Source organism: Pseudomonas sp. 8(2025) (genome assembly GCF_052665325.1).
Map to the genome: position 1 here is coordinate 90,891 of NZ_JBQOIE010000003.1, position 19,451 is coordinate 110,341.

17 protein-coding genes are annotated in these 19,451 nt (G+C 61.9%); 1 reads left to right on the forward strand and 16 read right to left on the reverse strand.

The window, feature by feature from the left end:
• Positions 1 to 29: 29 nt before the first annotated feature.
• From ACUXVH_RS07295 to ACUXVH_RS07320, 6 genes are all read right to left on the reverse strand, one after another.
• Complete coding sequence (locus ACUXVH_RS07295) at positions 30 to 665, reverse strand: protein-L-isoaspartate(D-aspartate) O-methyltransferase (protein ID WP_169892832.1); 636 nt, start codon at positions 663 to 665, stop codon at positions 30 to 32.
• 41 nt (positions 666 to 706) lie between these two features.
• On the reverse strand, positions 707 to 1,456 hold the full coding sequence (surE, locus tag ACUXVH_RS07300) for a 5'/3'-nucleotidase SurE (protein WP_011059551.1): 750 nt from the start codon (positions 1,454 to 1,456) through the stop codon (positions 707 to 709).
• A complete protein-coding gene (gene truD, locus ACUXVH_RS07305) occupies positions 1,444 to 2,502 on the reverse strand; it encodes a tRNA pseudouridine(13) synthase TruD (RefSeq protein WP_053149271.1) in 1,059 nt (352 codons plus the stop codon). The genes surE and truD overlap by 13 nt, the downstream gene beginning before the upstream one ends.
• On the reverse strand, positions 2,499 to 2,972 hold the full coding sequence (ispF, locus tag ACUXVH_RS07310) for a 2-C-methyl-D-erythritol 2,4-cyclodiphosphate synthase (protein ID WP_011059549.1): 474 nt from the start codon (positions 2,970 to 2,972) through the stop codon (positions 2,499 to 2,501). Before ispF ends, truD begins: the two co-directional genes overlap by 4 nt.
• 52 nt (positions 2,973 to 3,024) lie before the next feature.
• Positions 3,025 to 3,870, reverse strand: a complete 846-nt coding sequence (fghA, locus tag ACUXVH_RS07315; protein WP_041116226.1) for an S-formylglutathione hydrolase — start codon at positions 3,868 to 3,870, stop codon at positions 3,025 to 3,027.
• Between the two features lie 86 nt (positions 3,871 to 3,956).
• Positions 3,957 to 5,069, reverse strand: a complete 1,113-nt coding sequence (locus ACUXVH_RS07320) for an S-(hydroxymethyl)glutathione dehydrogenase/class III alcohol dehydrogenase (protein WP_011059547.1) — start codon at positions 5,067 to 5,069, stop codon at positions 3,957 to 3,959.
• A 104-nt stretch (positions 5,070 to 5,173) separates the two neighbouring features.
• On the opposite strand from ACUXVH_RS07320, the gene ACUXVH_RS07325 reads away from it, so the two are divergent.
• Positions 5,174 to 6,073, forward strand: coding sequence for a LysR substrate-binding domain-containing protein (locus ACUXVH_RS07325; RefSeq protein WP_065364544.1), 900 nt, complete (start codon positions 5,174 to 5,176; stop codon positions 6,071 to 6,073).
• Positions 6,074 to 6,190: 117 nt separating this feature from the next.
• Here the strand turns inward: ACUXVH_RS07325 and ispD are convergent, their stop codons facing one another.
• From ispD to lpxB, 10 genes are all read right to left on the reverse strand, one after another.
• Positions 6,191 to 6,898 (reverse strand): 2-C-methyl-D-erythritol 4-phosphate cytidylyltransferase, encoded by a 708-nt coding sequence (ispD, locus tag ACUXVH_RS07330; protein WP_019093200.1) that lies wholly within the window; start codon positions 6,896 to 6,898, stop codon positions 6,191 to 6,193.
• A complete protein-coding gene (gene ftsB / locus ACUXVH_RS07335; protein WP_011059544.1) occupies positions 6,895 to 7,173 on the reverse strand; it encodes a cell division protein FtsB in 279 nt (92 codons plus the stop codon). Before ftsB ends, ispD begins: the two co-directional genes overlap by 4 nt.
• A gap of 172 nt (positions 7,174 to 7,345) precedes the next feature.
• Complete coding sequence (gene eno, locus ACUXVH_RS07340; protein ID WP_011059543.1) at positions 7,346 to 8,635, reverse strand: phosphopyruvate hydratase; 1,290 nt, start codon at positions 8,633 to 8,635, stop codon at positions 7,346 to 7,348.
• Between the two features lie 155 nt (positions 8,636 to 8,790).
• Positions 8,791 to 9,636 carry a 3-deoxy-8-phosphooctulonate synthase gene (gene kdsA / locus ACUXVH_RS07345; RefSeq protein WP_011059542.1) on the reverse strand — a complete coding sequence of 282 codons (846 nt, stop codon included), beginning with the start codon at positions 9,634 to 9,636 and terminating at the stop codon, positions 8,791 to 8,793.
• 5 nt (positions 9,637 to 9,641) lie between these two features.
• Positions 9,642 to 11,273, reverse strand: coding sequence for a CTP synthase (locus ACUXVH_RS07350; protein WP_011059541.1), 1,632 nt, complete (start codon positions 11,271 to 11,273; stop codon positions 9,642 to 9,644).
• A 274-nt stretch (positions 11,274 to 11,547) separates the two neighbouring features.
• Positions 11,548 to 12,864, reverse strand: a complete 1,317-nt coding sequence (gene tilS / locus ACUXVH_RS07355; protein WP_065364545.1) for a tRNA lysidine(34) synthetase TilS — start codon at positions 12,862 to 12,864, stop codon at positions 11,548 to 11,550.
• A 133-nt stretch (positions 12,865 to 12,997) separates the two neighbouring features.
• Positions 12,998 to 13,945 (reverse strand): acetyl-CoA carboxylase carboxyltransferase subunit alpha, encoded by a 948-nt coding sequence (locus tag ACUXVH_RS07360; protein ID WP_011059539.1) that lies wholly within the window; start codon positions 13,943 to 13,945, stop codon positions 12,998 to 13,000.
• Between the two features lie 139 nt (positions 13,946 to 14,084).
• A complete protein-coding gene (dnaE, locus tag ACUXVH_RS07365) occupies positions 14,085 to 17,606 on the reverse strand; it encodes a DNA polymerase III subunit alpha (protein ID WP_053156549.1) in 3,522 nt (1,173 codons plus the stop codon).
• Positions 17,607 to 17,675: 69 nt separating this feature from the next.
• Positions 17,676 to 18,308, reverse strand: coding sequence for a ribonuclease HII (rnhB, locus tag ACUXVH_RS07370; RefSeq protein ID WP_015634336.1), 633 nt, complete (start codon positions 18,306 to 18,308; stop codon positions 17,676 to 17,678).
• Positions 18,309 to 18,325: 17 nt separating this feature from the next.
• Positions 18,326 to 19,450 (reverse strand): lipid-A-disaccharide synthase, encoded by a 1,125-nt coding sequence (lpxB, locus tag ACUXVH_RS07375; protein WP_065364546.1) that lies wholly within the window; start codon positions 19,448 to 19,450, stop codon positions 18,326 to 18,328.
• Position 19,451: the final 1 nt, after the last annotated feature.

A 19,451-nucleotide genomic window follows, 5' to 3' on the forward strand; every position in this document is an offset into this window, starting at 1 on the left:
CAGAATTCACCCCAGCCTGATAAATGCCTTCAGGCCAGGGGACCATTGAGCAACGGCACAAAACGCACCGCCCCCAGGACGTGCCGGGCAAAGCCCTGTTCTTCACGGATGATCAGCATCAACTGCTGCACCTCCCCTGCCCCCACCGGAATCACCAGGCGCCCGCCAGGCGCGAGTTGATCGAGCAGGGCCTGGGGGATATCGGTGGCGACGGCAGTGACGATGATGCCGTTATAGGGCGCCAGCGCCGGCCAGCCTTCCCAGCCGTCGCCCCAGCGAAACACGACGTTGCGCAGGTTCAATTCCTGCAGGCGCTCCTTGGCCCGGTCTTGCAGGACCTTGATCCGCTCCACCGAAAACACCCGCTCCACCAGCTGCGACAACACCGCCGTCTGGTAGCCCGAGCCGGTACCGATCTCCAGTACCTTGTCCAGCGGCCCAGCCGCCAGCAGCAGCTCACTCATGCGGGCCACCATATAAGGCTGGGAGATGGTCTGGTTGTGGCCGATCGGCAGCGCCGTGTCTTCATAGGCACGATGGGCCAGGGCCTCATCGACAAACAGATGCCGCGGTGTGCGCCGAATCACTTCCAGTACCTGAGGGTTGGACAGCCCCTCGTCATACAGGCGCTGGATCAGGCGTTCGCGGGTACGCTGGGAAGTCATGCCGATTCCCCGCCGCAGCAGATCGTCTTGCTCGCGAGCCATCAGCGCAGCCCCTCCAACCAGCCATCCAGACTCCTGAACGCGTCATTGAAGGTGCGATCCAGCTGCAGCGGCGTGACAGACACGTAGCCTTGCATCACTGCATGAAAGTCGGTACCGGGCCCGCCATCCTCGGCGTCGCCGGCGGCAGCGATCCAGTAACCCGCCTTGCCGCGGGGGTCGACCACCTTCATCGGTGCCGCAGCACGGGCGCGATGGCCCAGGCGGGTCAACTGGATGCCCCTAATATGATCAAGCGGCAGGTTGGGAATATTCACGTTCAACACCGTCCGTGGTGGTAAATCCAGCAAGCCCTGGGCTTGCACCAGCTTGCGCGCGAAATAGGCTGCGGTCGCAAGGTTCTCCACCTGGCGCGAGACCAGCGAAAAGGCGATCGCAGGGCGTTGCAGGAAGCGCCCTTCCAATGCAGCGGCGACCGTCCCGGAGTACAGCACGTCATCACCGAGGTTGGCCCCCAGGTTGATGCCCGACACCACCATGTCCGGGTCATGCTCCAGCAGGCCGTTGAGCCCCAGGTGAACACAGTCGGTGGGAGTGCCATTGATGCTGATAAAGCCGTTGCCAAGGGTGTGCGGATGCAACGGACGGTCGAGCGTCAGCGAGCTGCTGGCGCCGCTTTTGTCTTGATCCGGAGCGATAACCACGCACTCGGCGTAATCCGCCAGCGCAGCGTGCAACGCCGCGATACCGGGTGCAGTTACCCCATCATCGTTAGAAATCAGAATGCGCATGAGCTGTCCGTCTGCCCCACCGGCACCAGATCGACGAGTTCACGCACCAAGGCGGTGGCGAAACATCCGGCCGGGAGGACGAATTCCAGTTGCAGAATATCAGGCTCGGGATAATGCCACGTCAAACCGCCAATGGGCAGCCGCAGGATGCGTCGTTCGTGGCTCATGCCGGCTTTTATCAGCCATTCGCACAGTGCCGCCTCGCGGTCGGCCATCTGCTGTTCAAGTTCATGAACCGCACCACCCGCCGGAGACTCGCCTTCGCCCCACAACGGGCCTGTGGGATGCAAGTCAAGAATTGCCAGGCGCGGATCCGTGCATTCATCCGGGCCGGCCATGAAAAAGCTGCGGCTGTCGGTAAATGCCAGCAAGTCGCCCACTTGCGCCTGCTGCCAAGTGCCGTCCGCCACTCGCGCTGCCAGCGCCTGGTTGAACAGGTAGCTGCGGGCGGTGGACAACAGGCGCGAACGCACATTGCGCTGCTCCGGCAGCGCCTGGCGGGCAGCCCAGCTACGGGCGTCCGCCAGGTTGCCACCGTCGTGGCCGAAGCGCTGGGCGCCGAAATAGTTGGGAATACCTTGAGCGGCAATCCTCTTCAGGCGCTCGTCGATGGCGGCCTGATCCGCCTTGAGCTCTGTCAGGCGCAAGGTAAAGCCATTGGCGGCATGGGCCCCACGCTGCAATTTGCGCTTGTGGCGGGTGGCCTCGAGGATCTTCAGAGTGTGATTTTCCGCTGCGCCAAGATCCGGGTCGGCCTTGCCCGGCAGTTGCACACTGAACCACTGGCGGGTCAGCGCCTGGCGATCCTTGAGCCCGGCATAGCTGACAGTGCGCAACGACACCCCCGCCGCCTTGGCGATCCGCCGCGCCGCTTCCTCGGTGTTCAAGCCGCGTTTTTCCACCCACAGCCACAGATGCTCGCCTTCCCCGCTCAGCGGGATATCGAGTACTTCATCAACCTGGAAGTCTTCGGCAGTGGCCTTGAGTACGGCGCTGCCCAGGGCATCGCCATAGGCCCGCGGGCCCAACAGTTGCAGTTCATTCATGGGCGTTGCAACAAGGCCACGGAATGCACGGCGATGCCTTCCTCGCGGCCGACAAAGCCGAGTTTTTCGGTGGTGGTTGCCTTCACGTTCACCTGGTCCAGCTCGACCTGCAGGTCCTCGGCAATCAACGCCCGCATGGTTTCAATGTGAGGTGCCATTTTCGGTGCCTGGGCGACGATGGTGTTGTCGACGTTGCCGATCTTCCAGCCCTTGGCATGAATCAGCGCGACAACATGACGCAGCAGGACACGGCTGTCGGCGCCCTTGAACTGCGGGTCGGTGTCCGGAAAGTGCTTGCCGATATCACCCAGCGCGGCAGCGCCCAGAAGGGCATCACTGAGTGCGTGTAACAGCACATCACCATCGGAGTGCGCGAGCAGCCCGAAATGGTGGGCAATACGCACCCCCCCCAACGTGATGAAGTCGCCCTCAGCGAAACGGTGCACATCGTAGCCGTGGCCAATACGCATAAAAAAACGCCCCGAAAAAGTCAGGACGTGATTCTACCTGCTTTGGCAGGTATTAGGCGTTAAGAGCACGTGCATGGTGCTGCAAGTGGTCGTCTATGAAACTGGCGATAAAGAAGTAGCTGTGGTCGTACCCCGGCTGCATCCGCAACGTCAGCTCATGCCCGGCATTCTTTGCCGCTTGCTGCAGCACTTCAGGCTTGAGCTGACCGGCAAGGAAGTCGTCACGATCCCCCTGATCCACCAGCAACGGCAGCTTCTCGGTGGCTTCGGCGATCAGCACGCTGGCATCCCACTCGCGCCAGCGTGAGCGCTCCTCCCCCAGGTAACGGGAAAACGCCTTCTGCCCCCAGGGGCAATCCATCGGGTTGCTGATGGGAGCGAAGGCCGAAACCGACTGATAGCGCCCCGGATTACGCAGCGCGCACACCAGTGCCCCGTGACCGCCCATGGAGTGCCCGCTGATCCCACGCTTGTGCGAAGCGGGAAAATGCGCCTCCACCAGCTCCGGCAGCTCGTTCACCACATAATCGTGCATCCGGTAATGCTGGGCCCAGGGCTCCTGCGTCGCGTTCAGGTAGAACCCGGCACCCAGACCGAAATCCCAGGCACCGTCCGGGTCACCGGGCACGCCGGGGCCACGCGGGCTGGTATCCGGAGCGACGATGATCAAGCCCAGCTCGGCAGCCATGCGTTGAGCCCCGGCCTTGTGCATGAAGTTCTCGTCGGTACAGGTCAGGCCGGACAACCAGTAAAGCACCGGCAGCTTGCCGCCCTGCTCGGCCTGGGGCGGCAAATACACGGCGAACACCATGTCACAGCCCAGCACCCGGGAATGATGCTTGTAGCGTTTATGCCAGCCGCCGAAGCTTTTCTGGCAGGAAAGGTTTTCCAGACTCATGGCAGACCTCCAGCGGCACGCCGCAAGCCATGGGCCGCAAGCGGTACTCCCGCTTGGCGCCTGTGGCTTGCCGCTTGCCGCTGCTCTTAGAAGTGAATGACGGAGCGAATGCTCTTGCCTTCGTGCATCAGGTCGAACGCCTTGTTGATATCTTCCAGGCCCATGGTGTGGGTGATGAAGGTATCCAGGGGGATCTCGCCGGTCTGGGACATTTCCACGTAGCTTGGCAGCTCGCTGCGCCCGCGCACGCCACCAAAGGCTGAGCCGCGCCATACCCGGCCGGTCACCAGTTGGAAGGGACGGGTGGAGATTTCCTGGCCGGCACCGGCCACGCCGATGATTACCGATTCGCCCCAGCCCTTGTGGCAGCACTCCAGGGCCGCACGCATCAGTTGCACATTGCCGATGCACTCGAAGGAGAAATCCACGCCGCCATCAGTCATGTCGACAATGACCTCCTGAATCGGACGGTCGAAATCCTTCGGATTGACGCAGTCGGTGGCGCCCAGTTGCTTGGCGATCTCGAACTTGGCCGGGTTGATATCGATGGCGATGATACGCCCGGCCTTGGCCTTGACCGCACCGATGACCGCCGACAGCCCAATGCCGCCCAGGCCGAAGATGGCCACGGTGTCACCGGCCTTGACCTTGGCGGTGTTGATCACCGCTCCGATCCCGGTGGTCACGCCGCACCCCAGCAGGCAGACCTTTTCCAGCGGGGCTTCCTTGGGAATCTTGGCCACGGAGATTTCCGGGAGCACGGTGTACTCGGAAAAGGTCGAGGTACCCATGTAGTGGAAAATCGGCTGACCCTTGTAGGAAAAACGCGTGGTGCCATCAGGCATCAGGCCCTTGCCCTGGGTGGCGCGAATGGCCTGACAGAGGTTGGTCTTGCCCGACAGACAGAATTTGCACTTGCCGCATTCCGGGGTGTACAGCGGGATCACATGGTCACCCACAGCCACCGAGGTCACGCCCTCGCCCACCGCCTCAACCACCGCACCGCCTTCGTGGCCGAGGATCGCCGGGAAGATGCCTTCAGGGTCGGCACCAGACAGCGTGTAGGCGTCGGTGTGGCAGACGCCGGAGGCGACGACCCGCAGCAGCACCTCGCCCGCCTTGGGCATGGCGACATCCACTTCGACGATTTCCAGCGGCTTCTTGGCCTCGAAGGCTACGGCAGCACGTGACTTGATCATCCTGACTCTCCAGCGAATAAAAACGAGGCATAGAGTGTAAAACAGCGCAATGCGATGAATAATCCAGACAAAAGCAAAACATTATTGCTGTATGGGGACAATCAATGAATGACAACCGTTGGGAAGGTATCGACGAATTTGTCGCGGTCGCCGAATGCAGCCAGTTCACCGCTGCCGCCGAGCGCCTGGGGGTCTCTTCGTCCCATATCAGCCGTCAGGTGGCGCGGCTCGAGGAACGCTTGCAGACTCGCCTGCTGTATCGCAGTACCCGCCGGGTGACCCTGACCGAGGCCGGGCAGACCTTTCTCCAGCATTGCCAACGTCTGCAGGATGGTCGCGAGGAGGCCCTGCGGGCCGTAGGCGACCTGACCAGCGAGCCCAAGGGCATGCTGCGCATGACCTGTGCAGTGGCCTACGGCGAGCGTTTTATCGTGCCGCTGGTTACCCGGTTCATGAGCCTTTATCCGCAGTTGCGGGTGGATATAGAGCTCAGCAACCGCCCCCTGGACCTGGTGCATGAAGGGCTGGACCTGGCGATTCGCCTTGGGCGCCTGCAGGACTCGCGCCTGGTCGCCACTCGCCTGGCCCCACGTCGCATGTACCTATGCGCCTCGCCCTCCTACCTGGAACGTTATGGACGCCCACACAGCCTGTCGGAGTTGAGCCGGCACAACTGCCTGATCGGCAGCACGGATATCTGGCAATTGGAACTGGATGGGCGCGAATTTTCGCAACGGGTGCAGGGTAATTGGCGCTGCAACAGCGGACAGGCGGTGCTGGATGCGGCCTTACAAGGGGTAGGGCTGTGCCAGTTGCCGGACTACTACGTCCTGGAGCACCTGCAGAACGGTACGCTGATTTCCTTGCTGGAAGCTCACCAACCGCCCAACACCGCAGTCTGGGCGCTGTACCCGCAGCAACGGCACCTGTCACCGAAAGTGCGCAAGCTGGTGGATTATCTGAAACAAGGGCTGGCGCAGCGCCCGGAATACCGCGACCTGTAGCTGCTGCCGCAGGCTGTGACAAGGCCCGCAGGGCCTTCAGGGCCTCAAGAGCGGCGCCTCCTTCCGAGTCGTTCGCAGCCTGCACCAGCAGCTACAAGGTGCAGCGCAAGCCAGCAGTCAGCGGCGGTTGGACCAGCGCTGGCGCAACCATTCCAGGTCTTCGGGACGGGTGACCTTGAGGTTATCCGAGCGGCCTTCGATCAGGCGCGGCGCCTGGCCGGCCCATTCCATCGCCGAAGCTTCATCGGTAATCGCCACATCGGCCACCAGGCTGTCGGCCAGGGCCCGATGCAGGGCGCCGAGGCGGAACATCTGCGGTGTGTAGGCTTGCCAGATCAAACTGCGGTCAACGGTTTCCAGCACTCGACCGTGCTTGTCCACACGTTTCAGGGTGTCCCGGGCCGGAACTGCGAGCAGCCCCCCCACCGGGTCATCCACCAACTCACCCAGCAGTTTGTCCAGGTCATCCCGGGAAAGATTGGGCCGGGCGGCATCGTGAACCAGCACCCAGTCGTCATCGGCAGCGCCCTGGGCGTGCAGATGGAGCAAGGCATTGAGCACCGAGCCGGAACGCTCAGCACCACCTTCGACCCGCTGGATCCGCGAATCATGGGCGCAAGCCAGGGCCGGCCAGTAAGGATCATCAACCGCCAGGCTGACCACCAGCCCCTTGAGGCCGGGGTGGTCGAGAAAGCAGCCCAAGCTGTGTTCAAGAATTGTGCGTCCACCCAGTTGCAGGTACTGCTTGGGGCGGTCCGCGGCCATGCGGGCACCAACGCCCGCGGCAGGAATCACGGCCCAGAAGGCCGGCAATACGTCGCTCATTGGGCCAACTGGTAGAGGGTTTCACCCTCCTTGACCATACCCAACTCATGGCGAGCCCGTTCTTCCACGGTCTCCATGCCTTTTTTCAGCTCCATGACTTCCGCATCGAGTACGCGATTTCGTTCCAGCAAACGCTCGTTTTCAGCGTGCTGGTCGGCAATCTGCTGAGTCAGGTCAGCAACCTGGGCCAAGCTGCCGTTCCCCACCCACAGGCGGTACTGCAAGCCAGCCAGCAGCAAGAGCAAGACCAGGAACAACCAATTGGGACTGCGCATCGAATATCGGGTATCCAGTGAAAAAAGACAGCCATGCCAACAACTTCGGACCTACTGATAGCACGAAGCCTGGAAGACCCAGGCTTGTGCTCTTAAGGCATCAGATTAGTGGCAAAAAACTCGCTGTAGCGATTTTCCCGACACAATCCGGTGTCTTTTTACCATCTACTGCTTAGCCGCGAAACTCACCGCGACCGTTGTACTTGGCCTTGCCGTTCAATTGCTCTTCGATACGCAGCAATTGGTTGTACTTGGAAACGCGGTCGGAACGGCACAGGGAGCCGGTCTTGATCTGGCCAGCCGAGGTACCCACGGCCAGGTCGGCGATGGTCGAATCTTCGGTTTCACCGGAACGGTGGGAGATCACCGCAGTGTAGCCGGCAGCCTTGGCCATCTGGATGGCTTCCAGGGTTTCGGTCAGGGTGCCGATCTGGTTGAACTTGATCAGGATCGAGTTGGCGATCTTCTTGTCGATGCCTTCTTTCAGGATCTTGGTGTTGGTCACGAACAGGTCGTCGCCGACCAGTTGAACCTTCTCGCCGATCTTGTCGGTAAGGATTTTCCAGCCGGCCCAGTCGGACTCGTCCAGGCCGTCTTCGATGGAGATGATCGGGTAGCGCTGGGTCAGGCCTTTGAGGTACTCGGCGAAACCTTCGGCGGTGAACACCTGGCCTTCGCCGGACAGGTTGTACTTGCCATCTTCATAGAATTCGCTGGCAGCGCAGTCCAGGGCCAGGGTCACGTCGGTGCCCAGGGTGTAACCGGCGTTGGCCACGGCTTCGGAGATCACTTTCAGAGCGTCTTCGTTGGAAGCCAGGTTCGGTGCAAAACCGCCTTCGTCACCCACTGCGGTGTTCAGGCCACGGGCCTTCAGCACGGCTTTGAGGTGATGGAAGATTTCGGTGCCCATGCGCAGGCCTTCCGAGAAGGACTTGGCGCCAACCGGCTGCACCATGAACTCCTGGATGTCGACGTTGTTATCGGCGTGCTCGCCACCGTTGATGATGTTCATCATCGGTACCGGCATCGAGTAGACGCCCGGAGTGCCATTGAGGTTGGCGATGTGGGCGTACAGCGGCAGGTCCTGGTCCTGAGCGGCGGCCTTGGCAGCAGCCAGGGACACGGCGAGGATCGCGTTGGCGCCCAGGGTGGCCTTGTTCTCGGTACCGTCGAGCTTGATCATGGCCTGATCCAGGGCCTTCTGATCGATCGGGTCCTTACCCAGCAGCAGGTCGCGGATCGGACCGTTGATGTTGGCTACCGCCTTGAGCACGCCCTTGCCCAGGTAACGGCTCTTGTCGCCATCACGCAGCTCCAGCGCTTCGCGCGAGCCGGTGGAAGCACCGGACGGCGCGCATGCACTGCCGATGATGCCGTTGTCGAGAAGCACGTCCGCTTCGACAGTGGGGTTGCCACGGGAGTCGAGAACTTCACGACCTTTGATGTCGACGATTTTTGCCATTGTTGTAAACACTCCAAAGTTGACGAAAACGACGCAGCTGTAGGAAATCTTTTACCGTCGGCAAGGCAGGGAAAGCGGGCAGTCTTGCAGACGATAAGGCTCAGGCCCGGGGGCCTGAGCAATAATCGTGCGGTACTTTACCGGAGAAATCGGTTTTACGCGGTTTCTACCGTCGGAAAACTCTTGACCAGCTCGTCCAGGGCCTTGAGCTGGGCCAGGAACGGCTCGAGCTTGTCCAGGCGCAGGGCGCAAGGACCGTCGCACTTGGCGTTGTCCGGATCCGGATGGGCTTCGAGGAACAGCCCGGCAAGAGACTGGCTCATGCCGGCCTTGGCCAGGTCGGTGACCTGGGCCCGGCGACCGCCAGCGGAGTCGGCGCGACCACCCGGCATCTGCAGGGCGTGGGTCACATCGAAGAACACCGGGTATTCGAACTGCTTCATGATGCCGAAACCGAGCATGTCCACGACCAGGTTGTTGTAGCCGAAGCTGGAACCGCGCTCGCAGAGGATCAACTGATCGTTGCCCGCCTCTTCGCACTTGCTCAGGATGTGTTTCATTTCCTGGGGTGCGAGGAACTGGGCTTTCTTGATGTTGATCACCGCGCCGGTCTTGGCCATGGCCACCACCAGGTCGGTCTGCCGCGAAAGGAAGGCCGGCAGCTGGATGATGTCGCAGACTTCGGCGACCACGGCAGCCTGGGCCGGCTCGTGGACGTCAGTGATGATCGGCACGCCAAAGGCCTGCTTCACGTCTTCGAAAATCCGCATGCCTTCTTCCAGGCCCGGGCCACGGTAGGAGGTCACCGACGAACGGTTGGCCTTGTCGAAACTGGCCTTGAACACGTAGGGGATACCGAGCTTCTCGGTGACCCGCACGTATTCTTCACAGACCTGCATCGCCATGTCGCGGCTTTCCAGCACGTTCATGCCGCCGAACAGCACCATCGGCTTGTCGTTGGCGATCTCGATGTTGCCTACGCGGATGATCTTCTGCGCCATCAGGGTCACGCCTTCTTCTGGTGTTGAGCCAATGCTGCTTTGACGAAACCGCTGAACAGTGGGTGGCCGTCACGGGGAGTCGAGGTGAACTCGGGGTGGAACTGGCAAGCGACGAACCATGGATGATCCTGGGCCTCGACCACTTCAACCAGCGCGCCGTCACCCGAGCGACCGGAGATCTTCAGGCCAGCTTCGATCAGTTGCGGCAGCAGCTTGTTGTTCACTTCGTAGCGGTGACGGTGACGCTCGATGATCACGTCCTTGGCGTAGCAGTCGTGGACCTTGGAGCCCGCTTCCAGCAAGCATTCCTGAGCGCCCAGACGCATGGTGCCGCCCAGGTCGGAAGCTTCGGTACGTACTTCAACGGCACCGGTGGCGTCTTCCCACTCGGTGATCAGGCCGACGACCGGATGGCCGCTGGTGCGATCGAACTCGGTGGAGTTGGCGTCTTTCCAGCCCATGACATTACGGGCGAACTCGATGACCGCCACTTGCATGCCCAGGCAGATACCCAGGTACGGCACCTTGTTCTCGCGAGCGTATTGCACCGCGGTGATCTTGCCTTCCACGCCACGCAGGCCGAAACCGCCTGGAACCAGGATCGCGTCGACGCCTTCCAGCAGCGCGGTGCCCTGGTTCTCGATGTCTTCGGAATCGATGTAGCGCAGGTTGACCTTGGTACGGTTGGTAATGCCGGCATGACTCATCGCTTCGATCAGCGACTTGTAGGCGTCCAGCAGTTCCATGTACTTGCCGACCATGGCGATGGTGACTTCGTGCTCTGGGTTGAGCTTGGCGTCCACCACTTTTTCCCACTCGGACAGGTCAGCACCGTTGCACTGCAGGCCGAAACGCTCGACGACGAAATCGTCCAGGCCCTGGGCGTGCAGCACGGCAGGGATCTTGTAGATGGTGTCAACGTCTTCCAGGGAGATCACCGCACGCTCTTCAACGTTGGTGAACAGCGCGATCTTGCGGCGCGACGACACATCCACCGGATGGTCGGAGCGGCAGATCAGCACGTCCGGCTGCAAGCCGATCGAACGCAGCTCTTTTACCGAGTGCTGGGTCGGCTTGGTCTTGGTCTCGCCAGCGGTGGCGATGTACGGAACCAGCGTCAGGTGCATCAGCATCGCGCGCTTGGAACCGACTTCCACACGCAGTTGACGGATGGCTTCGAGGAACGGTTGCGACTCGATGTCACCCACAGTACCGCCGATTTCCACCAGGGCCACGTCGGCATCGCCGGCGCCCTTGATGATGCGACGCTTGATCTCGTCGGTGATGTGCGGAATCACCTGGATGGTGGCACCCAGATAATCACCACGGCGCTCCTTGCGCAGCACGTGCTCGTACACGCGGCCGGTGGTGAAGTTGTTGTTCTGGGTCATGGTCGTGCGGATGAACCGCTCGTAGTGGCCCAGGTCCAGGTCGGTCTCGGCGCCGTCGTGGGTGACGAACACTTCACCGTGCTGGAACGGGCTCATGGTGCCCGGGTCGACGTTGATGTACGGGTCCAGCTTGAGCATGGTGACCTTAAGCCCCCGCGCCTCCAGGATGGCCGCCAATGAAGCCGAGGCAATGCCTTTCCCCAATGAAGAAACAACACCGCCCGTGACGAATATGTAGCGCGTCATGAAAAACCCTAGAAGTCTGCGTTAAAGCGGTCAGTGCCGCCGGGGAAAGCGAAGGAAGGCCGAAGCCCCCGATCACCTGCATTAATCACAGTGCACCTTTCAAAAAAACCGCCGCGTGGTGACAGACCGGATGCAAAAACACCGGTAGGTTGCTCGCTACACATTTTTTGGAATCGCCCAGCAAAGACTGCTTGGTAATCGGCAACTCCTGCAATTCAGGCGAATCCACAGAAGTTGTATCAAGAAGGGAGCGTAGTCTACCGGAAAGCCCCTTTCAGCTCAAACCTTGATCGCTGGTTGGTGGCAGCCATTGCAATGGCCAGCCACCCTGGGGGTTTGTCGCAAGTGCCGGCAGGTTCGCCACCGCGAGCAAGCGGTCGTCCTGATACAGCAGCGGCAATCTGCCACGGACGAAACCCGGCAGCCCGCTTTCATTGAGCAAACGCTTCAAGTCCCGATGGCCGCGGCCGGCCAGGTGCATGATCTCGCCCCCCTGGCGATAGCGGATATGCAGCGACCCGGTCGGCACTGGCCCAGGGAACGACACCTGACCGTTGCCCGGCAGATGCAAGGGCTTTTGCGGATCGAGCCACTGCAACCGTCCGTCGACCGGTTGCAGCCAGCTGCCGGACAACCACCAGACTCGCCCTGCCGCACGATGCAACTCGCCATCGGCCAAACGCCACACCGGTCGCCCTTCGGCACCCGCATCTCGCAGGCTGTCCCAGCCACGCCAGTGATCGGTATCCGGCAAACGGCCAAACCGGCTCAACCAATGGCTCAGGGCATTGCGTTGGCGCGCGCCCGACAAAGACTGCAAAGGTGCCAGAGCCAGTGAGGGCAGATCCAGCCAGGGCCAGACGCTAGCACCGCGGGCTGCATCCAGATCCATGAGCGCCAGCTCATCGAGCAGGCCCTGGGCTTCATTCAAGTGCGCGGCGCTGCGGCTCATGCTGAGTGCCGCCTGGGGCCAGCGCGCGGTAATCGCCGGCATGACCTGGTGGCGCAGGTAATTGCGCGAATACTGATGATCGGCGTTGGATGGGTCTTCGACCCAGCTCAACTGATGCTCCACGGCGTAGCACTGCAGTTCGGCACGTGACACATCAAGCAAGGGTCGCAGCAGGTGCCCGTCGCCCAATGGCCGCGCTGACGGCATTGCCGACAAGCCCCTGACTCCGGCACCGCGCAGCAGGCGGAACAGCAGCGTTTCCGCCTGGTCGTCACGATGCTGCGCCGTCAGCAGCACTTCAGTGCTCGCCGTGAGCCGTGCGAAAGCGCCATAGCGTGCCTCGCGGGCGGCGCGCTCCAGGCTGGCACCGGCTGGCACCTGGACGCGAAGCACCTGCAGCGGCACCCCCAGCGCATCACAGAAGGCCTGACAATGCTCCGGCCAGGCGTCGGCCGCAGCCTGAAGCCCATGATGGATATGCACAGCCGAAAGTGGAGGAAGGCGATGGTGCTGCGCCAGATCGGCGAGCAGATGCAACAGGACGGTGGAATCCAGGCCACCGGAGAAAGCCACGCGCCAACTCCTGGAGTCGCGCCAGGGCGCGAGGCTGTGCAGTAGTTTGGCGGAGAGAGCGTTCATGACGTGTTCAAGACCTGTAGGAGCGGCCGGGTGGCGTACTGCTTGCCCGCATAAGCAACAACGCCGCCATCGAATCGATGGCGGCGCCTGGGTCGCGAACGAGCGTGCCCCTACAAGGGGAGGCAGTGCTCGATCAGAGACCGTAGCTCATCAGGCGGTCATAGCGACGGGCCAGCAAGGTGTCGTTGTCCATTTCCTTGAGCATGGCCAGCTGCGTGCTGAGTTCGGCACGGATCGAGGCCGCTGCGGCAGCCGGATCCCGATGGGCACCGCCCAATGGCTCGCCGATGACCTTGTCGACAATACCCAGGCCTTTGAGGCGCTCGGCGGTAATACCCATGGCTTCGGCGGCATCGGCAGCCTTTTCCGAGGTTTTCCAAAGGATCGATGCGCAGCCTTCCGGCGAGATCACCGCGTAGGTGGAGTACTGCAGCATGTTCAACTGGTCACAGACACCGATGGCCAAGGCACCGCCAGAACCACCTTCACCGATCACGGTGGCGATGATCGGAGTCTTCAGGCGCGCCATGACTCGCAGGTTCCAGGCAATGGCCTCGCTCTGGTTGCGCTCTTCAGCGTCGATGCCCGGATAGGCGCCCGGAGTGTCGATGAAGGTCAGGATCGGCATCTTGAAGCGCTCGGCCATTTCCATCAGGCGGCAGGCCTTGCGGTAGCCTTCCGGACGCGGCATGCCGAAGTTGCGGCGGACCTTTTCGCGTACTTCACGGCCTTTCTGGTGCCCGATGATCATTACCGGCTGCTCGTCCAGGCGAGCAACGCCGCCTACGATGGCGGCGTCGTCAGAGAAGTGGCGATCGCCATGCAGCTCGTCGAACTCGGTGAAGATGTGCTGGATGTAGTCCAGGGTGTACGGGCGACGCGGGTGCCGCGCCAGACGTGCGATCTGCCAGCTGGTGAGCTTGCCGAAGATGTCCTCGGTCAGGGTGTTGCTCTTGTCCTGCAGGCGGGAAATCTCATCGCCGATATTCAGCGAATTGTCATTACCGACCAAGCGCAACTCTTCGATCTTGGCTTGCAGGTCGGCGATCGGCTGTTCGAAATCAAGAAAATTCGGGTTCATAGGCGTCCGTCTGGGCTCGACGTCCAAGGGAGCTTGGGCCGGCCGGTTGTCTATTCGCGCCCTACCTTAAGGGACGGACGCGTTGAGGTCGAGATTAAAAATTCAAGTGACGATGAGGCGCAATGATGGCACCTCACCGTCAACGGTATTGGAGGAAGACGTTGTCTCGCCCGAACTGGTCACGCAGGGCTTGAATCAAGCTGTCCGCCGGATCGATCCGCCAGTTCTCGCCAAACTGCAGCAGGGCCTTGGCGTCATCCCGGGTGTACTCCATGGTGATCGGGCATGCGCCGCGGTGGCGCTTGAACAGATCACCCAGCCAGCGTAGCTGATCGCCCTTCAGGGCATCGCTGTGGATCTTCAGGCGCAGGCTTTCCGCCAGGTTGGTCCGCGCATCCTCCATGCTCATCACCCGCTTGACCCGCAGGCGCAGGCCGCCGGAGAAGTCGTCGTTGCTGACCTCGCCCTCCACCACCACCATGGCGTCGGTCTGCAGCAGCGACTGCGCCGAGTGGAACGCATCGGCAAACAGCGAGGCTTCGATCCGCCCCGAGCGGTCGTCGAGGGTGATGAAGCCCATCTTGTCGCCCTTTTTATTCTTCATCACCCGCAGGGCGATGATCATGCCAGCCACGGTCTGGGTATCCCGGGCCGGCTTCAGGTCGATGATGCGCTGGCGGGCGAAACGACGGATCTCGCCTTCGTATTCGTCGATCGGGTGCCCGGTCAGGTACAGCCCCAGGGTGTCTTTCTCGCCTTTCAGGCGTTCCTTGAGGGTCAGTTCCTTGGCCTTGCGATGGTTGGCGTAGACATCCGCATCCTCATCGACGAAGACCCCGCCGAACAGATCGGCGTGGCCGCTGTCGTGGGTACGGGCGGTCTGCTCCGCGGCCTTGATCGCTTCTTCCATGGCCGCCAGCAGCACGGCGCGGTTCTGGTCGATATTGGCCTGGTAGGCCTTGGGCTCATCGAAGAAGTGCGGCCCCAGGCGGTCCAGGGCGCCGCTTCGAATCAAGCCGTCCAGGGTCCGCTTGTTGATGCGCTTGAGGTCGACCCTGGCGCAGAAATCGAACAGATCCTTGAAAGGGCCTGCCTCGCGGGCTTCGGTGATGGCTTCCACCGGCCCCTCGCCGACGCCCTTGATCGCCCCCAGGCCGTAGACGATGCGACCTTCGTCGTTCACCGTGAACTTGAACTCGGAGGTGTTCACGTCCGGCGCGTCGAGGCGCAACTTCATGATCCGCACTTCCTCGATCAAGGTCACGACCTTGTCGGTGTTGTGCATATCCGCGGAGAGTACCGCCGCCATGAACGGCGCCGGGTAGTGCGCCTTGAGCCAGGCGGTCTGGTACGACACCAGGCCGTAGGCGGCGGAGTGGGATTTGTTGAAGCCGTAGCCGGCGAACTTTTCCACCAGGTCGAAGATGTTGCCCGCCAGGTCTGCATCGATGTTGTTGCTGGCGCACCCCTCAATGAAGCCGCCACGCTGCTTGGCCATCTCCTCGGGCTTTTTCTTACCCATGGCCCGGCGCAGCATGTCCGCACCGCCCAGGGTGTAGCCGGCCATGACCTGGGCGATCTGCATCACCTGTTCCTGGTACAGGATGATGCCGTAGGTCGGCGCCAGTACCGGCTGCAGGCCGTCGTACTGATAGTCCGGGTGCGGGTAGGCCAGCTCGGCGCGGCCGTGCTTGCGGTTGATGAAGTCATCCACCATGCCCGATTGCAGCGGCCCCGGACGGAACAGGGCCACCAGTGCGATCAGGTCTTCCAGGCAGTCGGGCTTGAGCTTCTTGATCAGCTCCTTCATGCCCCGGGATTCAAGCTGGAATACCGCGGTGGTTTCTGCTTTCTGCAACAGGCTGTAGGTCGGCTTGTCGTCCAGCGGGATAAAGGCGATATCCAGCGGTTCCTCGCCGACCTTGGCGCGGTCGCGGTTAATGGTTTTCAGCGCCCAGTCGATGATGGTCAGGGTCCGCAGACCGAGGAAGTCGAACTTCACCAGGCCAGCAGCCTCGACGTCATCCTTGTCGAACTGGGTCACCAGGCCGCCGCCTTCTTCGTCGCAGTAGATCGGCGAGAAGTCGGTAAGCTTGGTGGGCGCGATCACCACGCCCCCGGCGTGTTTACCGACGTTACGCACCACGCCCTCGAGCTTGCGCGCCATCTCCCAGATTTCCGCCGCCTCTTCATCGACCTTGATGAAGTCCCGCAGGATCTCCTCTTGCTCGTAGGCTTTTTCCAGGGTCATGCCGACTTCGAAGGGGATCATCTTCGACAGACGGTCGGCCAGGCCGTAGGACTTGCCCTGCACCCGCGCCACGTCACGCACCACCGCCTTGGCCGCCATGGAACCGAAGGTGATGATCTGGCTCACCGCGTTGCGGCCGTATTTCTCGGCCACGTAGTCGATCACTCGGTCGCGACCGTCCATGCAGAAGTCGACGTCGAAGTCGGGCATGGAGACCCGTTCCGGGTTAAGGAAACGTTCGAACAGCAGGTCGTATTCCAGCGGATCGAGGTCAGTGATCTTCTGCACATAGGCCACCAGGGAACCGGCACCCGACCCCCGGCCCGGACCTACCGGTACGCCGTTGCTCTTGGCCCACTGGATAAAGTCCATAACGATCAGGAAGTAACCGGGGAAGCCCATCTGGATGATGATATCCAGTTCGAAATTCAGCCGGTCGACGTAGACCTGACGCTTGGCCTCGTAGTCCTCGGTGGTGTCCTTGGGCAGCAGCACGCTGAGGCGCTCTTCCAGGCCGTCGAAGGAAACCTTGCGAAAATACTCATCGATGGTCATGCCATCGGGAATCGGGTAGTCAGGCAAGAAGTGCTTGCCCAGCTTGACCTCGATGTTGCAGCGTTTGGCGATCTCGACAGTGTTTTCCAGCGCCTCGGGCAGGTCACTGAACAGCTCGGCCATTTCTTCGGCGCTTTTCAGGTACTGCTGGTCGCTGTAGTTCTTTGAGCGACGCGGATCGTCCAGGGCCCGGCCTTCACCGATGCAAACCCGGGTTTCGTGGGCTTCGAAGTCTTCCTGCTTGATGAAACGCACGTCGTTGGTAGCCACCAGCGGCGCGCCGATCTTGTCGGCCAGGGCCACCGCAGCGTGCAATTGCTCTTCGTCGTTGGGGCGGTTGGTACGCTGCACTTCCAGGTAGAAGCGCTCGGGGAATACGGCCATCCACTCCCGGGCCAGGGTCTCGGCAACCTCGAGATCGCCGGCGATCAGGGCCATGCCGATCTCGCCCTCCTTGGCCGCCGAGAGCATGATCAAGCCTTCCGCGGCCTCCGCCACCCACTCACGCTCGATGATGATCTGGCCGTTGCGCTGGCCATCGATGAAGCCGCGGGAAATCAGCTCGGTCAGGTTGCGATAACCCACGGCGTTCATCACCAGCAGGCTGATGCGGCTCAGGGGGTTATCCGGGTCCTTGTTCGACAGCCACAGGTCGGCGCCGCAGATCGGCTTGATCCCCGCCCCCATGCTGGTTTTATAGAACTTGACCAGGGAACACATGTTGTTCTGGTCGGTGACCGCCACCGCCGGCATGCCCATGCCGGCCAGCGCCTTGACCAGCGGCTTGATCCGCACCAGACCGTCGACCAGGGAATATTCAGTGTGCAGGCGCAGGTGAACGAATGAAGCCGGCATAGTGATCCTGTATTAAGCGCGAAAACAACAAGGCCCGGATTGTACCGGGCCTCGACTAAAACATCAGCCTCAGGACTGAATCTCGCCCAGCGCCTCGCGGGCTTCGTAGGCTTGCCGCACCGGAGCGAAAGAGCGTCGGTGAATCGGTGTCGGCCCCAGGCGGGCCAGGGCTTCCAGATGCACCGGGGTCGGGTAGCCCTTGTGGCCACCGATGCCATATCCCGGATAGATCAGCTCGAAAGCGGCCATTTCTCGGTCACGGCTGACCTTGGCCAGGATCGATGCCGCAGCAATCGCCGGAACCTTGCTATCGCCCTTGACCACCGCTTCAGCCGGCATCGCCAGCTTCGGGCAACGGTTGCCATCGATCATCGCCAGCTTCGGGGTCACACTCAGCCCCTCCACCGCGCGCTGCATGGCCAACATGGTGGCATGGAGGATATTCAGCTCGTCGATTTCCTCGACCTCAGCCCGGGCGATGCACCAGCTCAGGGCTTTCTCGCAGATTTCGTCGAACAGCTTCTCGCGCCGGGCTTCGGTGAGCTTCTTCGAATCGTTGAGGCCGAGAATCGGCCGCGTCGGGTCGAGAATCACTGCCGCGGTGACCACTGCACCACACAAAGGGCCGCGGCCGACCTCATCGACCCCGGCCACCAGGTCCTCGGCGTCCGCCACCAGGGTGAAATCCAGGCCCATTTGCATTTTCGGGTTACTCACAGTCATTTGCCGATCAGCCCAAGCACGGCTTGCGCGGCCTGGTTGGATGCGTCGCGACGCAAGGTTCGGTGGATCTCGTCAAAGCCGCGAGTCTGCTCCTCACCACCTTCGATCAGCGGCGACAAAGTCTGGGCCAGAGCATCGGCCGTGGCATCGTCCTGCAGCAGCTCAGGCACCAGGAGGCGCTGGGCCAGCAGGTTCGGCAGGGAAATGTACGGGCTCTTGACCATGCGCTTGAGAATCCAGAAGGTCAGCGGCGCCAGGCGATAAGCCACGACCATCGGGCGCTTGTAGAGCAAGGCTTCCAGGGTCGCGGTACCGGAGGCGATCAACACCGCATCGCAAGCAGCCAGCGCCTTGTGGGACTGGCCATCGAGCAACGTCAGTGGCAGATCACGATTGGCCAGCAACTGCTCCAGCTGGACCCGCCGCTCCGGGCTGGCGCAAGGCATGATGAAACGCACGCCGGGGCGCATGGCCCGCAGGCGCTGAGCGGCATCGAGGAACAAGGCGCCCAGGCGCCCTACTTCGCCACCGCGACTACCGGGCATCAAGGCCACCAACGGCCCTTCTGGCAACCCCAGCTCCGCGCGTGCAGCGGCTCGGTCGGCCTCCAGCGGAATGGCATCGGCCAGAGAGTGACCGACGAACTTCACCGGTACCCCCTTCTCTTCATAGAAGCGGGCTTCGAAGGGGAACAGGGTCAGCATCAGGTCGCAGCCTTCGCGGATCTTCAGCACCCGCTTCTGCCGCCAGGCCCAGACCGAAGGGCTGACGTAGTGCACGGTCTTGATCCCGGCCTGACGCAGCTTGAGTTCGATATTCAGGGTGAAATCCGGGGCATCGATACCGATAAACACATCCGGCTTTTCAGCAATCAGGGTCTGGATCAGCTTCTTGCGTCGAGCCAGCAGCTCACGCAGGCGCCCAAGCACCTCTACCAGCCCCATGACCGCCAGGCGCTCCATGGGGAAGTAGGAAACAAGGCCTTCGGCCTCCATCAACGGGCCACCGACCCCTATGAATTCGACGGCCGGGTGCTGAACCTTGAGAGCTCGCATCAAACCGGCGCCGAGAATGTCGCCGGAGGCTTCGCCAGCCACCAGCGCAATACGCAGAGTGCTCATG

Excerpts from the sequence above, each read along its gene's own strand:
- ACUXVH_RS07295 (WP_169892832.1), bottom strand. The coding sequence starts at position 665 with ATGACTTCCCAGCGTACCCGCGAACGCCTGATCCAGCGCCTGTATGAC.
- surE (WP_011059551.1), bottom strand. The coding sequence starts at position 1,456 with ATGCGCATTCTGATTTCTAACGATGATGGGGTAACTGCACCCGGTATC.
- truD (WP_053149271.1), bottom strand. The coding sequence starts at position 2,502 with ATGAATGAACTGCAACTGTTGGGCCCGCGGGCCTATGGCGATGCCCTG.
- ispF (WP_011059549.1), bottom strand. The coding sequence starts at position 2,972 with ATGCGTATTGGCCACGGCTACGATGTGCACCGTTTCGCTGAGGGCGAC.
- fghA (WP_041116226.1), bottom strand. The coding sequence starts at position 3,870 with ATGAGTCTGGAAAACCTTTCCTGCCAGAAAAGCTTCGGCGGCTGGCAT.
- ACUXVH_RS07320 (WP_011059547.1), bottom strand. The coding sequence starts at position 5,069 with ATGATCAAGTCACGTGCTGCCGTAGCCTTCGAGGCCAAGAAGCCGCTG.
- ACUXVH_RS07325 (WP_065364544.1), top strand. The coding sequence starts at position 5,174 with ATGAATGACAACCGTTGGGAAGGTATCGACGAATTTGTCGCGGTCGCC.
- ispD (WP_019093200.1), bottom strand. The coding sequence starts at position 6,898 with ATGAGCGACGTATTGCCGGCCTTCTGGGCCGTGATTCCTGCCGCGGGC.
- ftsB (WP_011059544.1), bottom strand. The coding sequence starts at position 7,173 with ATGCGCAGTCCCAATTGGTTGTTCCTGGTCTTGCTCTTGCTGCTGGCT.
- eno (WP_011059543.1), bottom strand. The coding sequence starts at position 8,635 with ATGGCAAAAATCGTCGACATCAAAGGTCGTGAAGTTCTCGACTCCCGT.
- kdsA (WP_011059542.1), bottom strand. The coding sequence starts at position 9,636 with ATGGCGCAGAAGATCATCCGCGTAGGCAACATCGAGATCGCCAACGAC.
- ACUXVH_RS07350 (WP_011059541.1), bottom strand. The coding sequence starts at position 11,273 with ATGACGCGCTACATATTCGTCACGGGCGGTGTTGTTTCTTCATTGGGG.
- tilS (WP_065364545.1), bottom strand. The coding sequence starts at position 12,864 with ATGAACGCTCTCTCCGCCAAACTACTGCACAGCCTCGCGCCCTGGCGC.
- ACUXVH_RS07360 (WP_011059539.1), bottom strand. The coding sequence starts at position 13,945 with ATGAACCCGAATTTTCTTGATTTCGAACAGCCGATCGCCGACCTGCAA.
- dnaE (WP_053156549.1), bottom strand. The coding sequence starts at position 17,606 with ATGCCGGCTTCATTCGTTCACCTGCGCCTGCACACTGAATATTCCCTG.
- rnhB (WP_015634336.1), bottom strand. The coding sequence starts at position 18,308 with ATGCAAATGGGCCTGGATTTCACCCTGGTGGCGGACGCCGAGGACCTG.
- lpxB (WP_065364546.1), bottom strand. The coding sequence starts at position 19,450 with ATGAGCACTCTGCGTATTGCGCTGGTGGCTGGCGAAGCCTCCGGCGAC.